Annotated in this window: 20 protein-coding genes and 1 other RNA gene; 19 read left to right on the plus strand and 2 right to left on the minus strand. The window is 71.4% G+C overall.

Annotation, left to right across the window (positions count from 1 at the left end; translation table 11 throughout):
* The first annotated feature begins 27 nt into the window (after window positions 1-27).
* The 14 genes from EPO13_09480 (at window position 28) to ssrA (ending at window position 16,292) form a co-directional block, all read left to right on the plus strand.
* Window positions 28-4,899 carry an NAD-glutamate dehydrogenase gene (locus EPO13_09480; protein TAK68975.1) on the plus strand — a complete coding sequence of 1,624 codons (4,872 nt, stop codon included), beginning with the start codon at window positions 28-30 and terminating at the stop codon, window positions 4,897-4,899.
* Between the two features lie 249 nt (window positions 4,900-5,148).
* A complete protein-coding gene (locus tag EPO13_09485; GenBank protein ID TAK68976.1) occupies window positions 5,149-6,486 on the plus strand; it encodes a CpaF family protein in 1,338 nt (445 codons plus the stop codon).
* Window positions 6,474-7,316: a type II secretion system protein F gene (locus EPO13_09490; protein ID TAK68977.1), complete on the plus strand. Its 843-nt coding sequence runs from the start codon at window positions 6,474-6,476 to the stop codon at window positions 7,314-7,316. The genes EPO13_09485 and EPO13_09490 overlap by 13 nt, the downstream gene beginning before the upstream one ends.
* Entirely contained in the window at window positions 7,313-8,239 is a 927-nt protein-coding gene (locus EPO13_09495) for a pilus assembly protein TadB (protein TAK68978.1), read from the plus strand. Before EPO13_09490 ends, EPO13_09495 begins: the two co-directional genes overlap by 4 nt.
* 255 nt (window positions 8,240-8,494) lie before the next feature.
* Window positions 8,495-8,881 carry a pilus assembly protein gene (locus tag EPO13_09500; GenBank protein TAK68979.1) on the plus strand — a complete coding sequence of 129 codons (387 nt, stop codon included), beginning with the start codon at window positions 8,495-8,497 and terminating at the stop codon, window positions 8,879-8,881.
* 2 nt (window positions 8,882-8,883) lie between these two features.
* A complete protein-coding gene (locus EPO13_09505) occupies window positions 8,884-9,324 on the plus strand; it encodes a pilus assembly protein (protein ID TAK68980.1) in 441 nt (146 codons plus the stop codon).
* Window positions 9,321-9,908 carry a hypothetical protein gene (locus EPO13_09510; protein ID TAK68981.1) on the plus strand — a complete coding sequence of 196 codons (588 nt, stop codon included), beginning with the start codon at window positions 9,321-9,323 and terminating at the stop codon, window positions 9,906-9,908. The genes EPO13_09505 and EPO13_09510 overlap by 4 nt, the downstream gene beginning before the upstream one ends.
* A 138-nt stretch (window positions 9,909-10,046) precedes the next feature.
* Window positions 10,047-10,466, plus strand: coding sequence for a hypothetical protein (locus tag EPO13_09515; protein ID TAK69068.1), 420 nt, complete (start codon window positions 10,047-10,049; stop codon window positions 10,464-10,466).
* 112 nt (window positions 10,467-10,578) lie between these two features.
* Window positions 10,579-11,682 carry a peptide chain release factor 2 gene (prfB, locus tag EPO13_09520; protein ID TAK68982.1) on the plus strand — a complete coding sequence of 368 codons (1,104 nt, stop codon included), beginning with the start codon at window positions 10,579-10,581 and terminating at the stop codon, window positions 11,680-11,682.
* Window positions 11,683-12,053: 371 nt separating this feature from the next.
* The gene (ftsE, locus tag EPO13_09525; GenBank protein ID TAK68983.1) at window positions 12,054-12,743 is read left to right on the plus strand and encodes a cell division ATP-binding protein FtsE; all 690 of its coding nucleotides are present in this window, start codon (window positions 12,054-12,056) and stop codon (window positions 12,741-12,743) included.
* The gene (locus EPO13_09530; GenBank protein TAK68984.1) at window positions 12,743-13,651 is read left to right on the plus strand and encodes an ABC transporter permease; all 909 of its coding nucleotides are present in this window, start codon (window positions 12,743-12,745) and stop codon (window positions 13,649-13,651) included. The genes ftsE and EPO13_09530 overlap by 1 nt, the downstream gene beginning before the upstream one ends.
* A gap of 230 nt (window positions 13,652-13,881) precedes the next feature.
* Window positions 13,882-15,117 carry a hypothetical protein gene (locus EPO13_09535; GenBank protein TAK68985.1) on the plus strand — a complete coding sequence of 412 codons (1,236 nt, stop codon included), beginning with the start codon at window positions 13,882-13,884 and terminating at the stop codon, window positions 15,115-15,117.
* On the plus strand, window positions 15,117-15,596 hold the full coding sequence (smpB, locus tag EPO13_09540; protein TAK68986.1) for an SsrA-binding protein SmpB: 480 nt from the start codon (window positions 15,117-15,119) through the stop codon (window positions 15,594-15,596). Before EPO13_09535 ends, smpB begins: the two co-directional genes overlap by 1 nt.
* A 327-nt stretch (window positions 15,597-15,923) precedes the next feature.
* Window positions 15,924-16,292, plus strand: a transfer-messenger RNA (tmRNA) gene (ssrA, locus tag EPO13_09545).
* A 231-nt stretch (window positions 16,293-16,523) separates the two neighbouring features.
* On the opposite strand, the gene EPO13_09550 is transcribed toward ssrA, so the two are convergent.
* On the minus strand, window positions 16,524-17,264 hold the full coding sequence (locus EPO13_09550) for a peptidase M10A and M12B matrixin and adamalysin (GenBank protein TAK68987.1): 741 nt from the start codon (window positions 17,262-17,264) through the stop codon (window positions 16,524-16,526).
* Window positions 17,265-17,857: 593 nt separating this feature from the next.
* Here EPO13_09550 and EPO13_09555 point away from each other — a divergent pair.
* The 5 genes from EPO13_09555 to EPO13_09575 all read left to right on the plus strand — a co-directional run bounded on the left by EPO13_09555 (window position 17,858) and on the right by EPO13_09575 (window position 22,985).
* Entirely contained in the window at window positions 17,858-18,730 is an 873-nt protein-coding gene (locus tag EPO13_09555) for a 3-hydroxybutyryl-CoA dehydrogenase (protein ID TAK68988.1), read from the plus strand.
* Window positions 18,630-19,514, plus strand: coding sequence for a hypothetical protein (locus EPO13_09560; GenBank protein TAK68989.1), 885 nt, complete (start codon window positions 18,630-18,632; stop codon window positions 19,512-19,514). The genes EPO13_09555 and EPO13_09560 overlap by 101 nt, the downstream gene beginning before the upstream one ends.
* Window positions 19,511-20,578, plus strand: a complete 1,068-nt coding sequence (locus EPO13_09565) for an enoyl-CoA hydratase/isomerase family protein (GenBank protein ID TAK68990.1) — start codon at window positions 19,511-19,513, stop codon at window positions 20,576-20,578. The genes EPO13_09560 and EPO13_09565 overlap by 4 nt, the downstream gene beginning before the upstream one ends.
* Window positions 20,579-20,646: 68 nt before the next feature.
* Entirely contained in the window at window positions 20,647-21,579 is a 933-nt protein-coding gene (locus tag EPO13_09570; GenBank protein TAK69069.1) for an alpha/beta fold hydrolase, read from the plus strand.
* Window positions 21,580-21,716: 137 nt separating this feature from the next.
* Window positions 21,717-22,985 carry a DEAD/DEAH box helicase gene (locus EPO13_09575; protein TAK69070.1) on the plus strand — a complete coding sequence of 423 codons (1,269 nt, stop codon included), beginning with the start codon at window positions 21,717-21,719 and terminating at the stop codon, window positions 22,983-22,985.
* A gap of 18 nt (window positions 22,986-23,003) precedes the next feature.
* On the opposite strand, the gene rsgA is transcribed toward EPO13_09575, so the two are convergent.
* Entirely contained in the window at window positions 23,004-24,317 is a 1,314-nt protein-coding gene (gene rsgA, locus EPO13_09580) for a ribosome small subunit-dependent GTPase A (protein ID TAK68991.1), read from the minus strand.
* Window positions 24,318-24,548: the final 231 nt, after the last annotated feature.

Raw genomic sequence — 24,548 nt, forward strand, 5'->3', positions numbered from 1 at the left:
CGACCACGGCGAAGGGGCAGGACGGCGATGTCCACAGCGGCGTCCGAGGCAGCCAAGGACGACCTGCTGGCCGCCGCGGTCGCCACTGCCGGGCCCGTTGGGCGTCCCCTGGTCGACCTGGCTGCGCTGATCCGCCGCTACTACCGCGGGGTCGCCGTAGCCGACCTCGTGCCCCGTGGCCCGGCCGCTGTCGCCGGGGCTGTCACGTCGCAACTTCAGTTGGCTTCGCAGCGACCGCTCGGCAAGGTCGCGGTCCGGGTGAGCACTCCGGCCGCCGGCAGTGAAGGCTGGTCGACGGGCCGGATCGCCGCCGGCCACACCGTGGTCGAGGTCGTCACCGAGGACATGCCGTTCCTGGTCGACTCGATCGTCTCCGAACTGTCGCGGCAGGCGCGGCCGATCCACCTCGTCGTGCACCCCGTGGTCGTCGTACGCCGGGACCTGCTCGGTGAACTCCTCGACGTCCTCGACGTCGACGCGGACGACCCGGCGGCGGCCGAGCCCGGCGTGGTGGTGGAATCCTGGATCCACGTCGAGGTCGACCGCGAGACGGACCCGGGAGATCTCGAAGCCTTGCGCAAGGCGCTGGTGCGGGTCCTGGCGGACGTTCGCGAGGCGGTCGAGGACTGGGATCGGTTGCGGGGCAAGGCCCAACAGCTGGCCGCCGCCTTCGACACCGCACCACCGGGTTTCGACGCCGAGGAGGTAGCCGAGGGCGTGGCGTTGCTGCGCTGGCTCGCCGACGACCACTTCACCTTCCTCGGATACCGCGAATACGACCTGCGCGGTACCGGCGCGGATTCGCGGCTGCTCGCCGTCCCCGGGACCGGCCTGGGCGTGCTCCGGTCGGACCCCGTCGAGCACCGGCGTGAAGCACGGCTGCCACCGCGCGTGCAGGCCAAGGCGCGCGAACCGCACCTGTTGGTGATCACGAAGGCGAACTCACGCTCCACGGTCCACCGGCCGGCCCACCTGGACTACGTCGGGGTCAAGCGGGTCGAGGCCGACGGGACGATCACCGGCGAGTATCGCTTCATCGGCCTCTACAGCGCCGCGGCGTACACCCAATCGGTGTTCGACATTCCGGTGCTGCGCCGCAAGGCATCTCGGGTGATTGCCCAGGCGGGGTTCCCGGCCGACTCCCACTCCGGGAACGATCTGGTCACCTTCCTCGAGACGTACCCCCGCGACGAGCTGTTTCAGGTCGGCGAGGAGGAACTGCTCGAGGTCGCCACCGCGGTGCTGCAGATCCAGGAGCGTCGCACGACCCGGCTGTTCTGCCGTCGCGACGTGTACGACCGGTTCTACTCCTGCCTGGTGTACGTGCCTCGTGACCGCTACACCACGGCGGTCCGGTTGCGGTTGGAGGACGTCCTTCGCGAGGCGGTGCCGGGCGCCGAGATCGACTACACCGCAAGGGTGTCCGAGTCCGTGCTCGCTCGACTGCATTTCGTCGTCCGAGCACCGAGGGGCGCTGCCCTGCCGGACATCGACGTGCGTGCGCTCGAAGGCCGCGTCGCTGCGGCGGCCCGGGCCTGGGAGGACGACTTCACCGACCAGCTGGCCGCGACCGTGGGGGAGGAGGACGCCGCCGCCCTGGTACGGACCTGGCGCGCTGCCTTTCCCGAGGGCTACAAGGAGGAGACCTCGGCCGCCGACGCGGTCGCGGACCTGGCGCGGCTGCAGGCCCTCGAACCGCAGAGCCTGACAGCCAGCCTCTATCGCCCGGCAGCCGCAGCACCGGACGAGTGGCGCTTCAAGCTCTATCGATCCGGCGCGGCCTTGTCGCTGTCCCAGGTCCTGCCGATCCTGGGTCACCTCGGCGTCGAGGTGATCGACGAGCGGCCGTACCAGTTCGACCCCAAAGGTGAAGCCCCGCTGTGGATCTACGACTTCGGCCTGCGGCTACGGGCGCCGGTCGGCACGGGCGCCGAGTCGCTGCAGGCACGGTTCGAGGACGCCTTCGCCGCCATCTGGAGCGGCCGCAGTGAGGCCGACGGGCTCGCCGCGCTGGTGACCGTCGCCGGTCTGACGTGGCGGCGCGTGGTGGTGCTGCGGGCGTACGTCCGCTACCTCCGGCAGATCGGTACGGCGTTCAGCCAGAGCTACATCGAGCAGGTGGTCGTCGCGCACGGCGACGTCGCGCGCAGCCTGCTCGACCTGCATGACGCCCGCTTCGACCCGGCGCTGGATACGGCCGAACGCGACACGGCCACGGCCGAGCGAACCGCCGGGCTGCGCTCCCAGCTCGACGACGTGGCGACACTGGACGCCGACCGGATCCTGCGGTCGCTGCTGACCCTCGTGCAGGCGACCGTGCGGACCAGCCATTTCCAGCCGGGCCCGGACGGTCAGTCGGCGCAGCACGTGGCCATCAAACTGGCAGCGCGCAGCATCCCGGAGCTGCCCGAACCGCGTCCCGAGCGCGAGATCTGGGTGTACTCGCCGAGAGTCGAAGGGGTCCACCTGCGTTTCGGCCCGGTCGCCCGCGGCGGATTGCGCTGGAGTGACCGGCCGGAGGACTTCCGGACCGAGATTCTCGGGTTGGTCAAAGCGCAGAGCGTCAAGAACGCCATCATCGTCCCGGTGGGCGCCAAGGGGGGTTTCTTCCCCAAGCAGCTGCCTGACGCCGCGGCCGACCGTGACGCCTGGCTCGCCGAAGGTACTGCGGCGTACCGCATCTTCGTCAGCGCGCTGCTGGACGTGACGGACAATCTGGTCGCCGGGGTCGTCGTGCCGCCGCCGCGAGTCGTCCGCTACGACGGCGACGACAGCTACCTGGTGGTGGCTGCGGACAAGGGCACGGCGACGTTCTCGGACGTGGCGAACCGGATCGCCGCCGAGCACGACTACTGGCTGGGTGACGCGTTCGCCTCCGGCGGCTCGGTCGGCTTCGACCACAAGGCGATGGGCATCACCGCCCGTGGTGCCTGGGAGTCCGTGACCCATCACTTCGGTGAACTCGGTGTGGATGTGCGGACCGACGCGGTCAGCTGCGTCGGCATCGGCGACATGAGCGGGGACGTGTTCGGCAACGGGATGCTGCTGTCCCGGCAGTTGCAGCTGGTCGCGGCGTTCGATCACCGCCATGTCTTCCTCGACCCACAGCCGGTGGCAGACAAGGCGTTCGAGGAACGGAAGCGGCTGTTCGAGCTGCCCCGGTCGTCGTGGGCGGACTACGACGTGTCCTTGCTGTCCGCCGGCGGCGGGATCTATCCACGGACGGCGAAGTCCGTGACGATCTCAGCGCAGGCCAAGGCCGTCCTCGGGCTGCCTGACGAGGTCGAGGCAGTGACTCCCGCCGAGCTCATTCGCGCGATCCTGCGCGCGCCGGTCGACCTGCTGTGGAACGGCGGCATCGGCACCTACGTCAGGGCGACCGGGGAATCCGACCTCGAGGTCGGCGACAAGAGCAACGACGGCGTCCGGGTCACCGGTGCGAGCCTGCGCTGCCGCGTCGTCGGTGAGGGCGGCAACCTGGGCTTCACGCAGCGGGGCCGGATCGAGGCCGCGCAGCACGGGGTGCTGCTGAACACCGACGCGATCGACAACTCCGCAGGAGTCGATACCTCCGACCACGAGGTCAACATCAAGGTGCTGCTCGACGTCGCGGTACGCGAGGGGGACCTGACGGTCGAGCAGCGCAACGCCCTGCTGGCCGGCATGACAGACGAGGTCGCGCGACTCGTCCTGGCCGACAACGACGAACAGAACATCCTGCTGGCCAACGCCCGAGCGCAGGCTCCGGCCATGCTGAATGTGCACCAGCGGATGCTCCGTGACCTGGAGCGTTCCGGTGAGTTGGACAGGTCGCTGGAGTTCTTGCCCGACGACGCCGACATCGACGCGAGAATCGCAGCGGGCCGCGGCTTGACGACGCCGGAACTGGCGGTGCTGTCGGCGTACGCCAAGATCGCGCTGGAGCACGCGCTGCCGGCGACGTCGTTGCCGGACGAGGACTGGACCGACGCCGTCCTGCGGTCCTACTTCCCGGCCGACCTCGTCGACCGGTTCCCCGATCGCGTCGGAGCCCACCCGTTGCGACGTGAGATCGTCACGACGGTCCTGGTCAACGACCTGATCAACCGCGGCGGGATCACCGTCGCCTTCCGTGCCATGGAGGAGACCGGGGCGTCGGCCGATCAGGTCGTGCGCGCCGCGATGGTGGTACGCGAGATCTTCGGCCTCACCGCGATCTGGGAGCAGATCGACGCGCTCGATCACGAGGTGCCCACGGCCGCGCAGGCAGCGCTCGCGCTGGAGACGCGGCGGACGCACGATCGAGCCATCCGCTGGTTCCTGCAGACCCGGGGCGGCACGCTGGACGTCGCGCGTGAGATCGAACGGTTCAAGCCGCCGCTGCTGGAACTCGCGCCGCTGCTGCCGACCCTGTTGCAGGGACAGGAGGCGGCCCGGCTGGCGCAGCGGACTGCCGAACTCGTCGCGGTCGGTGCCCCGGCGGACATCGCCGGGCAGGTGGCGGCGCTGCTGGACGTGTACGTCCTGCTGGACGTGGTCACCATCGCCGGCCGTATCGACGTCGCCGCCGAGCAGGTCGCGCGCGCCTACTTCGTCCTGTCCGACCGCTACCAGGTCGACGCGATGCTCAGCCTGATCACCGCCTTACCGCGGCGAGGCCGCTGGGAAGCGTTGGCCCGCATGGCGTTGCGAGCCGACCTTTACGCCGCGCTGGCCGGGCTGACCGCGCGCGTGCTGACGACCACGTCTGCCGACGACGACCTGGCGACCCGGATCGCCGACTGGGAGTCGCAGCGGGCCGAAGGTCTCGCGCGCGCACGGGCCACCTTGACCGACATCGCCTCGCTCACCGACCACGACCTTGCCTCGCTGTCGGTCGCGTTGCGGACCTTCCGGACCCTGGTCGAGCAGGCCGACTGACCGCGGTGCCACCGCAAGCGCGGCCAGCCGCGCTCGCATGCCGGCCGTTGCGGTGGCACCGCGGATAGCGGGCGAGGAACGCGGACAACGCAGCGTGTCGACGCCGGGACGCTACGTCGCCGACATCGCCCAGTCGGCGGGTAGAGCACCCGCGACGGACCTGCCTAGGGTGCGAGCGCAGTTCCGGAGGCCCCCGACCCCGGCTTGTCGCTCGCCAGCAGCGAGCCGTGACGTGAACCGGGGGCAGGGATGCAGCTCGCTGAGGATGTCGAACCCGGCGCCAGCCCTGACGAACCTGGCACCGGCAGTGCCCCAGCGGGACTCGTCGCCGAGGTGACGCGCGGGGTCCGCGACGCGGTACGCCGGCGCGGGATCGATCCCATGCTGGAGCCGGGTACGGTGCGCGCCCTGGTCGACGAGCAGGTCGCCGCCGTGATCGACCGCTGGATCGATGCGGACGTGCCGGTCATCGACGGGCGCGGGATCGCCGCGCAGGTCCACGATGCGGTGGCCGGATACGGTCGGCTGCAACGCTTCTTCGACGATCCCACCGTCGAGGAGATCTGGATCAACGAGCCCGGCCGAGTCTTCGTCGCTCGAAACGGGCGTAGCGAGTTGACCTCGACCGTCCTCGCCGAACGCGAGGTTCCCGAACTGGTGGAACGCATGTTGCGTGCGTCCGGCCGGCGGCTGGACACCTCCAGCCCGTTCGTCGACGCGATGCTGCCGGACGGGTCCCGGCTGCACGTGGCTATCCCCGACATCACCTTTCGGCACTGGGCCGTGAACGTCCGGCGTTTCGTGGTCCGGCCGACCCGGGTCGAGGACCTCGTCGCGCTCGGCACCGTGACGGCCCAGGCCGCAGCCTTTCTCGACGCCGCGGTCCTCGCCGGCCTCAACGTCGTGGTCGCCGGAGGCACTCAGGCAGGCAAGACCACACTGCTCAACGCCCTGCTCGGGTGCGTTCCGGCGTCAGAACGCATCGTCAGCTGCGAGGAGGTCTTCGAAATCCGCATCGACTGCCCGGACTGGGTTGCCATGCAGACCCGGGACGCCGGGCTGGAGGGGACCGGCGAGGTCCCGCTACGCCGCCTGGTCCGCGAGGCGTTGCGGATGCGGCCCACCCGGCTGGTCGTCGGGGAGGTCAGGCACAGCGAGGCGCTTGACCTGTTGGTGGCCATGAACTCCGGGATGCCGGCGATGGCGACGTTGCACGCGAACTCCTGCCGGGAGGCGGTGACGAAGTTGTGCACCCTTCCGTTGCTCGCCGGAGGCAACATCGGTGCGCAGTTCGTCGTGCCGACCGTCGCCGGGTGTGTCGATGTCGTGGTCCACATTGCCTCCGCGCCGGACGGTCGGCGGCGAGTGACCGAGATCTGTGGTCTGTCGGGCCGGGTGGAGTCCGGAGTCGTCGAGATGAGCGAGATCTTCCGATTGCGCGGCAGCGAACTGGTCCGCTCGCAAGGATTCCCACCGCATCCGGAACGTTTCGCTGCCGCCGGCATCGACCTGCCGGTAGTGCTGGCCGCCGGACCGTCCAGCGACGGACAGTCGACCGGGGAAGGCCAGCCACGATGGGAGCGGTGACGGGGCTGCTGTTCGCCAGCGGGCTTCTCCTGCTGCTGGCTCCGCCGGCGGCCGAGACCACGACTGCCCGCCGCTCGTCGCTGGCGGACCTCATCGCCCGGTCCGGTACGGCGGGGATCACCCCGGCCGGCCTGCTGGGCGCGGCAGCAGCGTGCTCGGTGCTGGCAGGTGCCGGCGCCTTCCTGGTGACGGCCATTCCCGCAGTGGCGATAGCGGCCGCGCTCGCTGCGGCCGCCGGGCCGGTGATCGTGCTGCGCCGTCGTGCTCGCCGGCGGGACAAGGCGTTGCGGACGGCGTGGCCGGACGCGATCGACGTGCTGGTCAGCGGGGTGCGGGCAGGGCTGTCCCTGCCCGAGGCGTTGGCCGATCTCGGCAGCCGTGGCCCGGGACCGTTGCGGCCGGCGTTTGCCGACTTCGCGGCGGACTTCCGCGCGGCCGGCTCGTTCGCCGACTCGCTGGACGCGCTGCAGTCGCGGTTGGCTGACCCGGTTGCCGATCGGGTGGTGATGAGTCTGCGTCTCGCGCGGGACGTGGGCGGTACTGACCTCGGCCGGGTGCTGCGCTCGCTGGCGGAGATGGTGCGGCTCGACGCCCGGACTCGCGGCGAGATCGAAGCTCGGCAGAGCTGGACGGTCAATGCGGCCAGGCTGGCCGTGGCGGCACCGTGGTTGACGTTGGCGCTGCTGGCAACCCGTCCGGCGGCTATCGACGCGTACAACTCGCCGGCCGGGCTTGTCGTGCTGATCGGCTGTGCAGCAGCGAGTATCGCGGCGTACCGGATCATGCTGCGGATCGGTCGGCTGCCGGTCGAACAGCGGATCGTGCGATGACCCCCACCGTTGGCGCGTTGGTCGGGCTGGGCCTCGGTGTGGGCCTGGTCTTGCTCGCCGCGTCGATCCCGGCGTGGCGCCGGCCCACGTTGCTCGCCAGGGTCGCCGCGCAGGTGTCGGCCCGGCCCGGCGTGCCCAGGAAGTCGACGACGCCGATCCTCGGGACGTTGGGACACCTCCTGGAACCGACGGTGCAGCGGGCGATCAGCGCCCTCGACGAGCGGCTGGGCAACCGGCAGGCACTGGTGGCCAAACTGGAGCGGGCTGGTTCGGCGCTGTCCGTGGAGCGCTACCGGCTCGACCAGCTGGTCTGGGCCGCGGTGGGCCTGGCCGCGGGGCTGCTGGCGGCCTTGTCGGTGCTGCGACGAGGCGGCTCACCGTCGTACGGGGCGCTCCTGGCGTTGTGTGCGACCGGCACGGTCGCCGGGTTCCTGTTGCGGGACTGGGCTTTGTCCCGGTCGGTCGCGCGTCGTACCCGCCGTATCGCCGAGCAGTTCCCGGTGGTGGCGGAACTGTTCGCCTTCGCCGTCATCGCCGGCGAAGCGCCGTCGGTGGCGTTGGCGCGGGTTGCTGCGGCCGTCGGCGGCGAGTTCGGCGCGGAACTCGATCGCTGCGTGGCGCAGCTGCGCACCGGTACGCCGTTCGTCGATGCCGTGCACCAGCTGGCTCGCCGGCTCGATATCCCTGCAGTCGACCGGTTCGTCGACGGTCTGACCGTCGCCATCGAACGAGGCAGTCCGCTCGCTGACGTCATGCGGGCGCAGGCCGCTGACGCGAGGTCCGCGGCGCACCAGGAACTGATCGAGACCGCGGGCCGACGCGATGTCGTGATGCTGGTCCCGGTGGTGTTCTTGATCCTGCCGACGGTCGTGGTCATCGCGTTGTTCCCCGGTATTCACGGACTGGACCTCATCGTGCCGTGACCCGCTGTCGCACAAGCGACTTGTCAATCAAGAGTGAACCGTTCTGGTAGGGGGTAGGTGTTTCATGACCGCATTTCGTCGTGTCATGCACGTCGTCGGTCGTCGAATGACTCGACTTGCCGGCGATCGCGGCGACGTTCCCGGGTGGGTCTTGGTCGCTGTCATGACCGCAGGCTTGGTCACCGCGTTGTGGATCGTGGCCGACGATCAGTTGACCGCGGTACTGCGTCGCGCCATCGATTCGGTCACCGGGCCATGACACGGCAGCGGAGCAGGCCGGACGCCGAGCGAGGCAGCGCCGCCGTCGAGTTCGCCCTGGTCGCTCCGCTCGTGCTCGTCATCGCGTTGGCCGTGGTGCAACTGGCGTTCGCACTACACGTGCGCGCGACGCTCGTCGCCGCTGCGGCGGAGGGAGCACGGGTCGCGGCCCGCGCCGACGGCGGTGCTGCCGCAGGTATCCGGCGTACCCGAGAGGTCTTGGCAGACAACGTCGCCGCCGGTGCGGTCGGCGACATCACCGCGGCGATGACCAGCTCGGAGGGACTGGCCGTGGCCGAGGTCCGTGTCACCGCACACGTGCCGTTGCTGGGTCTGCTCGGCCCGACGGCGATGACGGTCGCCGGCCATTCGGTGCTGGAGTAGCGATGTCACGTCGGCCCCGCGACGACGCAGGCTCGGCCGTCGTCGAGTTCACGCTGCTGTCGGTCGCGCTGCTCGTGCCGCTGGTGTACCTGGCCTTGGCGGTCATGTCGGTGCAGCGCACCGCCTATGGGGTGACCACGGCGGTACGGGAGGCCGGACGAGCTTTCGTCACCGCGGACACCGTCGCGGCGGCCCGGCCACGGGCCGAGGCTGCGGCCCGGCTGGCCCTGGCCGACCAGGGCCTGGTGCTGCCCGATACGGCATTGGTGATCAGTTGCCGGGGCGGACCGTGTCTGACGCCGGGCTCGCTGGTCGAGGTCCGGCTGGACCTGGCTGTGCCACTTCCGTTCGTACCAGCGCCGTTCGACGACGGCGGCTCGTTGTCGATCCCGGTGTCGGCGAGTCACACCGCTGGTGTCGACCGGTTCCGGTCGGCCCCGTGACCCGCCGTCGGCCCGGGCGGCGTTCCGACTCGATCAGGCGATCCGACCGGATCAGGCGTACCGGCCCGGGCAGGAGTACTGACCGGACGAGGCATGCCGGGCCGGGCAGCAGTACTGACCGGACGAGGCGTACCGGCCCGATTGGCCGCGCCGCGGCGGGCAGCGGCGACCGGGGAACCGTCCTGTTGCTCACGATCGGGCTGGCGGTCCTCGCGCTGTTGGCCGTCCTCCTCGTCACCGACGTGTCGTCGATGTTCCTGCGGCGACGTTCGTTGTCGGCTCTCGCCGACGCCGCGGCGCTCGCCGGCGCGCAGGCGATCGACCTCGACGCCTACCTGCGGCGCGGCCCCGGCGACGGCCCGCTCGCGCTGGATAGTGCCGCGGTCGCCGTGGCGGTGCGGGCGCACCTGCAGGCCGCGCGGGCGTACGACGCCATCCCGGGGCTGAGCCTCCAGCAGGTGCGGACGGACGGAGGCCGGGTCACCGTCGTCCTGCAGGCCCCGGCGGCCCAGGGGTTGAGTGGCCTGAGCGCCCCGGGCGCGGTGATCCGTGCCAGCGCCAGCGCGCAGTTGCGAGTGCGCTGAGCCCGTCGGCTCGGGGTCCTTATCGCTAGCCGGACGCCGATCGTCGGCGCACACTGAAGACCTGAATGTTCCGCTGTGCTTCCGACAGGAGGTAGGGCCATGACAATGCAGACGGGCTCCGGCCGCGGGTCACTGGAAATGGACCAGCACCCGGACATCCGGGCCCTGCGTGAGCGGTACGAGGAGACGTCGGAGACGGTCGCTGCTCGCCTGGTAGCGGGCTTGTCGTTCATGGCCGGTCTGTACGCCGCGATCTCAGCCTGGGTTATCGGCTTCGACGGCCAGGGCCGGATGGCGGTCAGCAATCTGGTGGTCGGCATCGCTGTAGCCGTGCTGGCTCTCGGCATGGCGTCGGCGTACGAGCGCACCCACGGCCTGGCCTGGGTTTCGGCGTTGCTCGGCGTCTGGCTCATCGTGTCGCCGTGGCTGATCGACGGCGTGGATCGCACCGCCCAGCTGCTGTGGAGCAACATCGTCGTCGGCGCGGTAGTCGTCGTACTCGGCCTGGCAGGGATGGCCATGGAGATGGGTGCGGCGCGGCGCCGGCCGATGCTCTGAGCCTCGACCACCCGGCCAGTGCGCTGAGGTCGCGGCAGACCTTCGCCGTCACCCGCGGTAGGGCGCTCGGCCGTGCCCGCTGGCCGGGCGCGGCCGCGTACCCTTCTCGACCATGGCCGCCGTCGATCCGTCCGAGTCCCTCGCCGCGCTCGAACAGACCTTGACGAGCGTGGAGAAGGTGCTGGACCTGCCACGGTTGCGCTCGGATATCGAGGCGCTGGAGCACGAGGCGGCCGCCCCCGGACTCTGGGACGACCAGGCCAAGGCGCAGGAGGTCACCAGCCGGCTGTCGTTCGCCCAAGGTGAGGTCCGCCGGTTCGAGGCCTTGCGGCGCCGGCTCGACGACCTCCCGGTGCTGTTCGAACTGGCCGGGGACGAAGCCGACGAGGCTGCCCTCGCCGAAGCCGAGTCCGAACTGGCGGAACTCACCAAGGCAGTGAGCGAACTGGAGGTCAGGACGCTGCTGTCGGGGGAGTACGACCAACGCCATGCCCTGATGACGATCCGTGCCGAGGCCGGCGGCGTCGACGCGGCGGACTGGGCAGAGATGTTGCTACGCATGTACACCCGCTACTGCGAGCGTCATGACTATCCGTACGAGGTCTACGACACCTCGTACGCCGAGGAAGCTGGTATCAAGTCGGCGACCTTCGCCGTCAACGTGCCGTACGCCTACGGCACGTTGTCGGTCGAACAGGGGACCCACCGGTTGGTGCGCATCTCGCCGTTCGACAACCAGGGCCGCCGCCAGACGTCGTTCGCCGGCGTGGAGGTCATCCCGGTCGTGGCGCAGGCCGACCACATCGAGATCCCGGAGGACGAGATCCGGGTCGACGTCTACCGGTCGTCAGGACCGGGTGGGCAGGGGGTCAACACCACCGACTCCGCGGTACGACTGACCCATCTGCCGACCGGCATCGTGGTCTCCTGCCAGAACGAACGGTCCCAGTTGCAGAACAAGGCCAGCGCAATGGCCGTGTTGCAGGCGAAGTTGCTGGAACGGCAGCGGCAGGAGCAGCAGGCCCGGCTCGACGCGCTGAAGGGCGACAGCAGCGGCTCGTGGGGCAACCAGATGCGGTCGTACGTGCTGCATCCGTACCAGATGGTCAAGGATCTGCGGACCGAGGTGGAGACCGGCAACACCGCCGCCGTGCTCGACGGGGAGATCGACGCCTTCGTCGAGGCCGGTATTCGTTGGCGCAAGCAGCACGCCTAGTCCGCCCGGTCGGGCAGTGGCCCGACGCGCGCGGGTGGCCCGACGGCGCGGCGTACCTCGCGGACGCGGCGGGAGCAGTGGCCCGACGCGCGCGGGCGGCCCACCGGTCGATGACGCCAGGAGGCCCCGGGATTGGGGGGAATCCCGGGGCCTTCCCCTGGAGGGGACCGCGCCCATTGGGGGGAGAGGCGCGGGGGTGGTGGTCTCGAACCGCCCGGTTCCCCTACGGGCGGCGCCGCTCGTCCTGCTGAGTCCCGTGGGGCTGCTGTGACGAACGTACGACCGACGGTAGCGAGTCAGTGACCGCTAGTCCACCCCTTGCTGCAACGTAGACTCCCGCAGGTCCCTTCCCCGCCGACCCGAGAGCTGCCGTGATCCGCTTCGACACCGTCACCAAGGTGTACCCCAACCAGGGACGCCCGGCCCTCGACGACGTGAGCGTGGAGATCGAGAAGGGCGAGTTCGTCTTCTTGGTGGGTTCCTCCGGTTCGGGCAAGTCGACCTTCCTGCGGCTGGTCCTCAAGGAAGAACGGCCCAGCCGCGGCGGGGTGTGGGTGATGGGCAAGGACCTCAGCCGGCTGTCGAACTGGAAGGTCCCGACGCTGCGGCGGCAGATCGGCACGGTCTTCCAGGACTTCCGGCTGCTGCCGAACAAGTCGGTGTTCGACAACGTCGCGTTCGCCCTGGAAGTCCTCGGGCGTCCCCGTTCCCATGTGGTGAAGGTCGTCCCCGAGGTGCTGGACCTGGTGGGCCTGGACGGCAAGGCCGACCGACTACCGGACGAGCTGTCCGGTGGTGAGCAACAGCGCGTGGCGATCGCCCGGGCGTTCGTGAACCGTCCGGCCGTGCTGATCGCCGACGAACCGACCGGGAATCTCGACCCGGCCACGAGCGTCGGCATCATGAAGCTGCTGGACCGCATCAACCGGACGGGTACCACTGTGGTGATGGCAACCCACGACGCGGCGATCGTGGACCAGATGCGCAAGCGCGTCATCGAACTCGAACTCGGCCGGCTCGTGCGGGACCAGTCCCGGGGCGTGTACGGGTATGCGCGCTGATGCGGGTCCGATTCGTCCTCGGCGAGGTGGGCGCCGGGCTACGGCGCAACCTGACCATGACCATCGCCGTGGTGATCACGGTGGCCGTGTCGCTGGCGTTGTTCGGCACCGGTCTGCTCGTCCGCGCGCAGGTCGACAAGATGAAGGACTACTGGTACGACAAGGTCGAGGTGTCGATCTTCCTCTGCGGACCGAACTCCGACACCGCCTCGTGTGCCGGCGGAGCGGTCACCCAGGCGCAGCGTGACGAGATCCTCGCGGACCTGAACTCGCTGAAGCCGTTGGTACAGGACGTCTATTACGAGTCCTCGCAGGAAGCGTTCGACCGGTTCAAGCAACAGTTCGCCGGATCGCCCCTGGTCGGCAACGCCAAGCCCGAGGACCTGCCCGAGTCCTACCGGGTCAAGCTGTCCGACCCGCAGAAATACGACGTCGTGGCGTCGGCGTTCGCCGGGCGGCCGGGCATCGAGGAAGTCAACGACCAGCGGGAGTTCCTCGACAAGTTCTTCAAACTCCTCAACGGCCTGCAGCTCATCTCGCTGTGTATCGCCATCGCGATGCTCGTGGTCACCGTGCTGCTGGTGGTCAATACGATGCGCGTTGCGGCGTTCAGCCGACGCCGGGAGACCGGGATCATGCGGCTGGTCGGCGCGTCGAACTTCTACATCCAGCTGCCCTTCCTTCTCGAGGCCGCCCTGGCTGCCGCGTTGGGGGCGGCCTGTGCCGTCGGCGGGCTCATTGCCGTCAAGGTCCTGCTGGTCGATCGGGTGCTGGTCCCGTCCTTCCCGTTCACTGCGTTCATCGGCTGGGACACCGTGGTGACCGCGGGCCTGCAGTTGTTCATCGTCGGCACGTTGCTCGCGGCGGTCGCGGCATTTTTGACCCTTCGGAAGTACCTTCGGGTGTGACCGGTGGGACTGGCGTGACCGAAGGGGCAGACGAGATGCGAGGAGACTCCGCCTCGTCCCGCCTGCTCCGACGGCTCCGCAGCGCCCGCGCGGGCCGCTCGGCCGCACCTGGCCGGCCTCGCGTCGCCGACCGGGCCCATCAGCCTCCCGTCGAGGGCGCCGGGGCCGATCAGCCGCGCGTTGCCGTCGCCGGCACCCGGGTCCGCCCGCCTCGGATCGCGGTCGCCGGCGTGCGGGTCGGCCCGCCTCGGATTGCCGTCGCCGGCGCGCTGATCGCCGTCGCCGCCCTGTTGCTGCTGTCGCTCGTGGGCCCTGTCGCCGCGGACGACGACGTCTCGGCCAAGGTCGCCGAGGCCGGCGACGCGCTCGAGGACGCCAACGCCGAGGTACGGGCAGCGAGTGCGGCGCTGGCCGACGCCCAGGCGAAGCTGCCGGCGGCGCAGGCCGCCTTCGCCGCCGCGCAGGACACCGTCACGCGGGCGCAGGCCGACGACGCTGCCGCGGCCGCCGCGCTGGCCGCCGCGACCGAGGATCTGCGACGTACCGAACAGGAACGCGCCGCCAAAGAGGCCGAGATCGTCGCGTTGCGCGCCCGGGTCGGTGGCTTCGTCCGACAGGTGTACCAGCAGGGCCCGTACGCCCAGATCGGGATGTTGCTGGACTCCCGGACGCTCTCGGACTTCGCCGACCGGGCGCACGCCATCGACTCGGTGAGCCGCTCGACGAACTCCGCGCTGGACGAGATGGCCGCCGCGCGGGCGGACCTGGCGATGGCCGAGGCGAAGTTGTCCGCGCTGGCCGCGCAGGTGCAGGCGCGCCGCGACGACGTCGCCCGCCGGTACGCGGCCGCGCAGGCCGCCACCACGGCGGCCGGGCAGGCCAAACAGGCGCTGGACAGCCTGGTGGCCCAGCGGGAAGGCGCCCTAGCAGTGGCCGAGAGCCAGAAGGCCAAGGTGGCGCGGCAGTACCAGGCCCTCAAGGACGAGCAGGCGCGCATCGCGGCCGCTGCCCGACGGGCCGCCGCGGCGTCCGGCGGAAACTCCGGCAACTACGTCGGGGAGTTGCTGTGGCCGATCCCGGGCGCGCCGGTGGTCCAAGGGGTCGGCGCGCGGGTCCACCCGGTGTACGGCTACCAGTCCTGCCATACCGGCGACGACATCAAGGGCACGACCGGGACGCCGATCCTCGCCGCCGAGTCCGGCACGGTTGCCGAGGTCACCAACAGCGGTGCCTACGGTCTGCACACGCTGATCGCCCACGACGGGGGGCTGTCGACGTTCTACGCCCACCAGTCCCGCACCGCGGTGTCCGTCGGGCAGCACGTCTCGCGCGGCCAGGTGATCGGCTACGTCGGGTCGACGGGTTGGGCGACCGGCCCGCACCTGCACTTCGAGGTGCACGTCGACGGGACGCCGTACGACCCCATGGGCTGGTACGGCGGCGCCAAGGAACCGGTGGTCTGCTGATGGCGCGCGAGCGTGGTCGCTCGGTCGTCGCCGCCAATCGCAAGGCCCGGTACGACTACCACATCGAGGCGACGTACGAAGCCGGGCTGGTGCTCACTGGCACGGAGGTCAAGTCGTTGCGCGCGGGCCGGGCGAACCTCACCGACGGGTACGGCGTCATCCGCGACGGCGAGGTCTGGTTGTACGGCGTCCACATCCCGGAGTACGACCTGGGAACCTGGACCAATCACGAGCCGCGCCGGCCCCGGAAGCTGCTGCTGCGGTCGGACGAGATCAGCCGGCTGATCGGCAAGACGAAGGAGTCGGGCCTGACGCTGGTGCCGCTGTCGCTGTACTTCAAAGACGGCTACGCCAAGGTCGAGATCGCGCTGGCGCGCGGCCGCAAGTCGTACGACAAGCGACAGGCCATCGCCGAGCGGGAGTCCCGCCGCGAGACCCAACGGGCCACCGGCCGCCACGCCAAGGGCCGCGACGACTGACCCCGTCCGGGCCGCCCCCACGGCCGACGCACCTCCGCCGCTCCGCCGCCGCCGCACCGCCGTCCCTACCGGTGTTGCGCGCCTTGATGTCGTCATACCGGCCGGTAACCCAGCCGTTGACGGCCAGAAGGCGCGCAACACCGGGGCGGTCCCCGACCGCTGCAGCCGGGCGACGGCGCCGTACACCCACGGCTCAGTACAGCCACGGTGCGGTACGGCCACGGTGCGGTACGGCCACGGTGCGGTACGGCCACGGTGCGGCGGGGGCGCCACGCGGTGACGTGCCAGGGTCGGTGGTACGGCGTACACTCGCGGCACAACTGCACAGGGGGTGACAGGTTTCGACGGGCAGATGTCTGGACCGGAGAAGCGTGCCGAGAATCCATGGCTGATCTCGTGAACCTTGCCATGGGAACAACAACTGCCAACAAGCAGCAGTCCGCGTTCGCCCTCGCCGCCTGAGCGAGTGTGACGCCGTCAGCCCGGGAGGTCTCCGACCCGGTTCCTGACGTCAGCTAGGAGACTCACCGACCGCTCCGGCCGCGGGGGCGGAAGGGACACCACACAACGGCTGGGCCGAGTTCCCTGCAGTGCCACACGAAGCAGGGAGGCCGAGAACTCGCCAGCGTGGCTACGCACGTAGAAGGACGCGAAGGGCCTGTTCGGACCCGGGTTCGATTCCCGGCACCTCCACCACGCACCAGCAGTTCGTCACGATGCCTCGGCCACGGCCGAGGCATCGTGCGTTCCAGACACCCTGCCGCGCGACGAAACGCCTCGACCGCAACGGAATGCATCGAGCCGACGAAGAGCAACGACCCAACGAAACACGTCGACAGCGCGGCATCGTCTGCCGTCCAGCAACTGTCCAGCTGCCCGCGTCGTCAGCCGCCGGCCGAGGCCGCCGCGACGACGGTCATCCGGGTGTCACAGGTCCGGCCGGCACGGTCCCGCGCCAAGGACGGCCAGCCCGGCCCGGTCGCCGGCCTGGTAGTCGTCATATCCGGTGGCCTCGAACCACATGAGCTGTCGGGAGTCGGCGGCGTGGCCGAGTCCGACGAGGTGACCGAGCTCGTGAAGCACGATGCCCCGAGTCTGCCGCAGCCCGCCGACCGCCTGCGCCTGGCCGATCTGCGTCGGATCCAGATACACCGCGCCGGAGACCAGGGCGGCCTTGCCGCCAGCACCGGTCACCATCTGCGGTGCCGCCTCGCCGAGCACCCTGTCCTGCAGGTCCGGTGCCTCCGTCGTGGTCGCCCACGCGACCAGGACGGGCGCCCAACGGTCGCCGTAGCGATCGGGCTGGTACGGCGAGCGATCCGGTACCGGCGTCTCATCGGTGGTCCCGTCGTACACGAACGTCAGACCCGTTGCGGCAGAGACGGTCGCGAACGCGTCGCTGATGATGGTCATGCCAGCCAGCGGCGCGTGGTCGGGGCGCACCACGTAGTGGATCGGGCGGCATGGCGACCAGCGCAGCGGTTCGCCGTCGCGCCCGGTCCCGATGAACCGGTACGCCGGGTTCGGTGCCGCGGTGACCGCGGGCGCCAACCGGTCAGCGGCCTCCTCGATCCCGGGCGGCGGTCCGGCGGCCCGCCCGGCGCCGTGGGTGGTCACCGCAGCCCCCGCCCCAGCCACCAGCAGCAGCGCCACGATGCCCAGCGGCACGCCGTACCGCACCCAGGCGGACTTCGACGTCGCCGGTGGGGGAGAGGGAGACCGTTCGTTCGGCAGTTGAGGGGGTACGCCGGGTGGCTCCGGCGGCGACACGAAGCCAGCGGGAGGTACGAGGCGGGTCGGCCCGACCGCAACCGGCGGGGAGGCGAAGCCAGCGGGCGGTGCGAAACGAGTCGAGCCCGACGGACCAGGCGGCGTTCCGAAAGCTGCCGGCGTACCGGACGCCCCTGGCGCCGAACCGGAAGCCGCCGGCGCAACCGGGCCGGCCTGCGGCGCCAGGCTGCCGGCGTAGCGGACCAGATCCTCGTCGTCCATGTGGCCCCCGTTCGACGCTGTCCCTGTTCGAGCTGGCCCCGGCCGGTTCACGGTGGGTCGTCGGGTCCGTCTGATTCGGGACGCTACTGGCGCTGTCGCCGGCGTCACGGTCACGACAGGGCCACTCGGGCGACGCGCACCGCCCAGATGGCCCAGCCGAGGGCTGCGGCAGTGCGCGGGCGTGCCCGGCTACGGTGGGCCGTCCCGCCTGCGCGGCAGGCGACCCCGCACTGCGATACGACCGGCCGACAGTCAGAAGGAGTCCGTCCATGCCCGAAGTCCCGCTCGTGGAGAACGTCGCCGTCGTCGGGTGCGGCGTCATGGGGGCAGGCATCGTCCAGGAGGCGGCCAAGGGCGGCTGCTCGGTGACCGCCGTCGAGCCGACCGAACAGCTGCTTGAGGCGGGCCGCGCCCGGCTCAAGGCCTCGCTCGCGCGGGCGGAGGAGAAGGGCAAGCTGGAGGGGACCACCGCGGCGGAGGTGCTCAGCGCGGTTCGTTTCACCACGGACCTCGCCGAGCTGGCCGATTCGCAGTTGGTGATCGAGGCGATTCGCGAGATCGAGGCGGACAAGGTCGCGCTCTACCGCGACCTGCAGGCCGTCGTCGGCCCGCAGTGCGTCCTGGCGACGAATACGTCATCGCTGCCGGTGACCCGGCTCGGCCGCGCCCTCGACGCACCGGAACGCTTCTTGGGCATCCACTTCTTCAACCCGGTGCCGGTGCTGGGCCTGGTCGAGTTGGTACCGGGCCTGGCCACCGCCGATCAGACCGTCGATATCGCGGAGCGGTTCGTCACCGAGCGGCTGGGCAAGACGCCGCTGCGGACGGTCGACCGGGCCGGCTTCGTGGTCAACACCTTGCTGGTGCCGTACATCCTGGCCGCGATCCGGCTGCTCGACGCCGGCCGGGGCAGCGCGCAGGACATCGACAACGGCATGGTGCTGGGCGCCGGGATGCCGTTGGGCCCCTTGGGCTTGGCCGACCTCATCGGCCTCGACACCCTGCTGTTCATCGCCGAGTCGCTGTACGACGAACTGCGCGATCCGGCGATGGCGCCCCCGCCGCTGCTGCGCCGGCACGTCGAAGCCGGCTGGTACGGCCGCAAGTCCGGCCGCGGCTTCTTCGAGTACGACCGTGGCTGACGGCGGGTCGGTCGAGACCGTTCTCGACGACGACGGCGTCCTGCGTATCGAGTTGGCCCGCCCGGCCGCCCAGAACTCACTGGACCCGCCGATGGCCGAGGCGTTCGCCGCGTCCGTGGCGCGGACCGCCGAACCCGGCGTACGGGCGGTCCTCATCACCGCGCAGGGCAAGAACTTCTGTGTCGGTGGCGATATCCGCGCGTTCGCCGCGATGGGGGACGGCATCCGTCGTGGCTTGCAGGAGCTGGCTGCCAGCCTGCACGACAGCATCCAGGTGTTGACGACCCAGGGCGCGCCGGTGGTCTCCGCCGTCCACGGCTGGTGCGCCGGGGCGGGCGTGGGTCTGCCCTGTTTCGCCGACGTGGTGGTGGCCGATGAGGGGACCCGATTCCGGGCCGCGTACACCGCGATCGGGCTGTCTCCGGACATGGGACTGACCTGGTTGCTGCCCCGCCTCGTCGGCCGGGCCCGGGCGCGCGACATGGTGCTGACGAACCGGATCGTGACCGCCGACGAGGCACTGGCCTGGGGCCTGGTCAGCCGGGTCGCGCCGGCTGGCACCGCGGCGCAGCTGGCGCTCGGTATCGCGCGCGACCTCGCAGCTGGGCCGCTGGGGACGCACACCGCGATCCGCCAACTATTGCGCGACAACGAGTCCGCGTCGCTTGCCGAGGCGATGCAGGCCGAGGCCCGGCTGATCGGCTCGCGAGCGGCCAGCGCCGAAGGAGCGGTCGGCATCGGCGCCTTCCTGGACGGCACGACGCCGGACTTCCGTACGGTATGACCCAGCAGGCGGGCCCGGGTGCGGTCGACGACGACCTGCTGTCCGGCGTCGAGCGCGGCGTCGGACGGATCGTGCTGAACCGACCGAAGGCCATGAACGCCATCACCACCCCGATGGCGGCCGAGCTCGATCGGCTGCTCGCGGTGTGGGGCGCCGACCCCGGTGTACGTGCCGTGGTGATATCCGGTGCCGGAGAACGAGGTCTGTGCGCCGGCGGCGACGTGCGGGCGATGTGGGAGAGCTCTCGTGGCGACGGCGTCGCGGCCCGGGAGTTCTTCCGGACCGAGTACCGGATGAACGTCCATTTCGCGCAGTTCGGCAAGCCGATACTCGCGCTCATGGACGGTGTGGTCCTCGGCGGCGGGCTCGGGGTGTCCGGCCACGCGAGCGTGCGCGTGGTGACCGAGCGCTCGTACGTCGGGATGCCGGAGGTGACCATCGGCTTCGTTCCCGACGTCGGCGGGACCTACCTGCTGTCGCGCGCGCCCGGTCGCTTCGGCTCGTACCTGGCGATGACCGGCGTCGGGGTGGGCCCGGCCGACGCGATCACCTGTGGGCTGGCCGATTATCACGTCCCGGCGGATCGCCTGGACGACCTCGTCGCCGCGGTGGTCGGTGGCGCCGACCCGGCGGCAGCCGCGGCGAACCTGGCCACCGCGCCGGTCGAGGGCGAGTTGCCCTCGTTGCGCGCGTGGATCGACAGCTGTTTCGCGGCACCGTCCGCAGTCGCCGTCGTGGCGGCGCTGCGGGCTGCCACCGACCCGCGTGCGGTCGCGACGGCCGAGCTGATCGAGACGAAGTCGCCGATCGCGGTAGCCGTTGCGTTGGAATCGATCCGGCGTGCCGCGGCGCTGCCGGACCTGGCGGCGGTGATCGAGCAGGAGTTCCGCGTGTCGTGCGCCTTCACCCGCAGCCACGACCTGGTCGAGGGCATCCGGGCGCAGGTCGTCGACCGCGACCGCAGCCCGCGCTGGTCGCCGCCGCGCCTGTCGGACGTCAGTCCCGAGGACGTGGCGTCGTACTTCGCCGACCGTGGCGACGGCACGGTCCTCGGCCCGCGCTGACCGTCCGCGTGGCCACCACATCGCCGGCCGGCCCGCACGGGCACGTCGTCCGGCTGCATGGGCAAAAGATGCATCTGGTCCGCGGTGGCCGGGGCCCGGCGATGCTGCTGGTGCACGGGCTGCTGGGCAGCCACTCCACCTGGGGCGGGGTCGCCGCGGCGCTGGCCGCCGACCACGAGGTGATCGCCCCCGATCTGCTCGGACACGGTGCCTCGGACAAGCCGTTGGGCGACTACTCGATGGGGGCCTACGCCGCCACGCTGCGGGATCTGCTCGATGAGCTCGGCGTCGACGAGGTGACCGCAGTCGGGCACTCGTTGGGCGGCGGGGTCGCGCTGCAACTGGCGTACCTGTTCCCGCAGCGGGTCAGGCGCCTCGTGCTGGTGAGCAGTGGCGGCTTCGGCCGGGAGATATCGGTGCTCCTGCGAGCAGCGTGTCTGCCCGGTGCCCGCTGGGCGTTGCCGCTGCTGGCAGGCGGCTGGGTGCAGCGGCCGACCGAGACGGTGGCCGGCGGGCTGTCCCGGCTCGGGCTGCACGGCGGCCCGGATCTGGTGGAGGCGTGGCGGGGCTTCGCCTCGCTGGCCGACGCCGCGAGCCGCCGGGCGTTCCTGGCCACGGTGCGCTCGGTGCTGGATCTGGGCGGCCAGGTCGTCACAGCGCAGGACCGGCTGTCGCGGTTGGCCGGCGTTCCCACGCTCATCGTGTGGGGGGACCGCGATCGGGTGATCCCGGTGGAGCACGGCAGGTTGGCCGCCGAGCTGGTGCCCCAGGCCCGGCTGGAGGTGTTCGCCGGTGCCGGGCATTTCCCCCACCTCGACCAGCCGGAGCGCTTCGTCGCCCTGCTGCACGAGTTCATGGCGGCCACCCCGGCCGACCGCGCCGCCCCGACCTCCCCGCAGCCGCCGCTCTCCCTGCCGGCCGGGCCGTCCGCGCGTCCTGCGCTGACCTCGGATGCCGATCCGACGCCCGGCGATTCGGGTCCAGTGCCGCCGACCGGCTAGAGTCCGCACGACTGCGCTGGCTGATCCCGCTGGCGCGAGGTCGTGAAGAATCTCTTGCTTCCCGTCCGGGCATCCCGCGCGCGCAGCACTCGACGCGGCCATGCCATTGCGACAGGACGGAAGCACCGCACATGTCCATGCCTCGTTCCCGCACGTCGTCGTCCGGATCGGGCCCCCGCCGGGGGCGGCCCGGGCCACAGCGCACCGGCACCCGCCGTGGCCGGCCGCCGGGAGGACCCACCGCGGCTCCCCGGCCGACCCGTACTCCGCTGGTGACCCGGCAGCCGCAACCCCCGGTGGCGTCGTTCGCCGCAGCCGGGCTGCCCCCGAAGCTCGTCACGGCGCTGTCCCGCAAGGGGATCGACGTCCCGTTCCCGGTGCAGGCTGCGACGTTGCCCGATGCTCTGGCCGGCGCTGACGTGCTGGGCCGGGCGTCGACCGGTTCGGGCAAGACCCTCGGGTTCGGTCTGCCGACGCTGGCCCGGCTGGCCGGCGGCAGCCGGACCCGCCGCCGGCCCCGTGCCCTGGTCATGCTGCCGACGCGCGAACTGGCTCGTCAGGTCGCCGACACCCTCGAACCGCTCGCCCATGTGCTGGGGCTACGGATCGGGTGCGTGTACGGCGGCGCCCCGATCGGCCGCCAGATGTCCATGCTGGACAAGGGAATCGACCTGTTGGTGGCGACGCCGGGGCGGCTCGTGGACCTGCTCGAACGTCGCGCGGTCACCCTCGACGACGTCCAGATCGTCGTCCTCGACGAAGCCGACCACCTGTGCGACCTCGGGTTCCTGCCGGTGATGCGGCGACTGCTCGATCTCGTCCCGGCCGGTGGGCAGCGGCTGTTGTTCTCCGCCACCTTGGACGGCGACGTCGACGTGCTGGTACGCCGGTACCTCGCCGAGCCGGTGCTCGTGGACGTGGCGCCGGCGGACGCCGACGCGCCGGGCCGAGTCGAGTACCGCGTGCTGGACGTCGCCAGCCGGGAACAGAAGCCCGGCGTCGTCGCACAGCTCGCCCGCCAGGTCGACCGCACCCTCATCTTCGTGCGGACCAAGCACGGCGCCGACCGGCTGGCCAAGCAGCTGGACCGCATCGGCACCGCGGCCCGGGCGTTGCACGGCGGGATGGCGCAGCCCGCCCGGACCCGGTCGCTGGCCGCGTTCGCCGACGGCTCCGTGCCGGTCTTGGTCGCCACGGACGTCGCGGCCCGGGGCATCCACGTCGACGACCTCGCGCTGGTCATCCACCTGGACCCGCCGGCCGAGGCGAAGACCTTCGCGCACCGGTCCGGACGGACCGGGCGCGCCGGCGCGTCCGGCAGCGTGGTGAGCCTGGTCTGTCCGGACGAGCGCCGGCTGGTGGCGCGGTTGCATGCCGACGCCGGGGTCACCGTCGAAGGGTCCTGACACCGCTCCGTGGCGAGGTCACGGCCGGTTGGTGCCGCGGACCTGCCGGACGATGGCGCGATGCCGCCGGCGGGCCTCGGACGCCAGCCGGGCGTCACGCGAGCGGGCGACGTACACCAGCTCCCGTTGCAGCCGATGCCAGCTGGCGAGCCGGTCTGCCGGCATCTCGCCGCTGGCGACCGCCGAGGTGACCGCGCAGCCGGGCTCCGGGCCATGGGAGCAGTCGGCGAAGCGGCAGTGGGCGGCCCAGCGGTCGACGTCGGAGAAGGCGTCGGCGAGCGACCCGGGGTCGTCGTCGGTCCACAGCCCCAGTTCCCGGGTGCCGGGCGTGTCGAGGACGAGTTCGCCGCCGGGTAGCCGGACGAGGTGCCGGGACGTCGTCGTATGCCGGCCGCGTCCGTCGGCACGCACCGCGCCGGTCGCCAGCAGGTCGCTGCCCTGCAGTGCGTTCAGCAGCGTCGACTTGCCGACCCCGGACGCCCCGATGAACACGACCGTGCCAGCCGGACGGAGCACCTCCAGCAACTGCGCGGTGCCGGTCCCGGTGGGAGCGCAGACGGTGACCACCGGAACCCCCACGGCGAGCGCGGTGACCGCCTCGACGGTCGTCGCGAGGTCGGCGGGGTGGACCAGGTCGGCTTTGGTCACGATCACCAGTGGCGTGGCGCCGCTCTCCCAGGCCACGACCAGCTCGCGTTCCAGCCGCCGGGGATTCACCGCGGTCGCCGCCGCGCAGATCCCGACGAGGTCCGCGTTGGCCGCGACGACTTGAGCCTGTGACCGGCCGACAGCCTTGCGGCGCAACGAGGTACGGCGGGGCAGCACCGCGGTGAGGACGGCCCGGTCGCGCACCGCGACCCAGTCGCCGGTGACGGGACGGTCGTCCGGAGCGGTGGCCCGTAGCCGGCCGCTGGCGGTGACCCGGTGCTCGCCGTGGCCGTCCTGTACCACCCAGCCACCGCGGCCCTGCCAGACGACCCGGGCAGGCCGGAGCGCCTCGTGGTCGCCGATCGCGGCGTACGCCGCCGCCTCCTGATCGGTCCACCCCCACTCGGACAACAGGTCGTGGGTATCGAGCGGAAGCGGGTCGGCGCCACCGACAGGGGAGCGTTGGGAACGGTCGTGCTGACGGGAATGGTCCTGCTGAATCGTGGAACGGTCGTGCTCGGTCAACGAAGACTCCAGGTCGTCGCGGCCGCGATGGCGGCCGGTGGCGGGGCAAGGGATGCCGCGCGCGACCGGAGCGGGGACGGAGCCGTCGGTTACCGGCCGCGGGCGTGCGGCAGTGCGCAGGCAGCCACGGCTCACTCCTGGGACGTCGTCGTCTCGAATCCGCGGCCCGCCCCGAGCGCCGGTCGCGCCGTGTCACGACGCAGCCCGGCACCGATGCGCGCTGCCGCGCCCTGTCGGGAGCGGCCACGGCGAGGGGTGGGTCCGCGCCGAGAGTACGGAGGTGACGCCGGGGCCGTCCACCGAATTGCGGTGGACGGCAAGCTGGCCGGGCGTGCTGCCGGGCTACCCTGGCGAGGCCCTGCGGACATCCGCGGCGGTTGACCGCTCTCT

The sequence above is a fragment of the Actinomycetota bacterium genome (genome assembly GCA_004297305.1).
In the GTDB taxonomy this organism is placed as follows: domain Bacteria; phylum Actinomycetota; class Actinomycetes; order S36-B12; family FW305-bin1; genus FW305-bin1.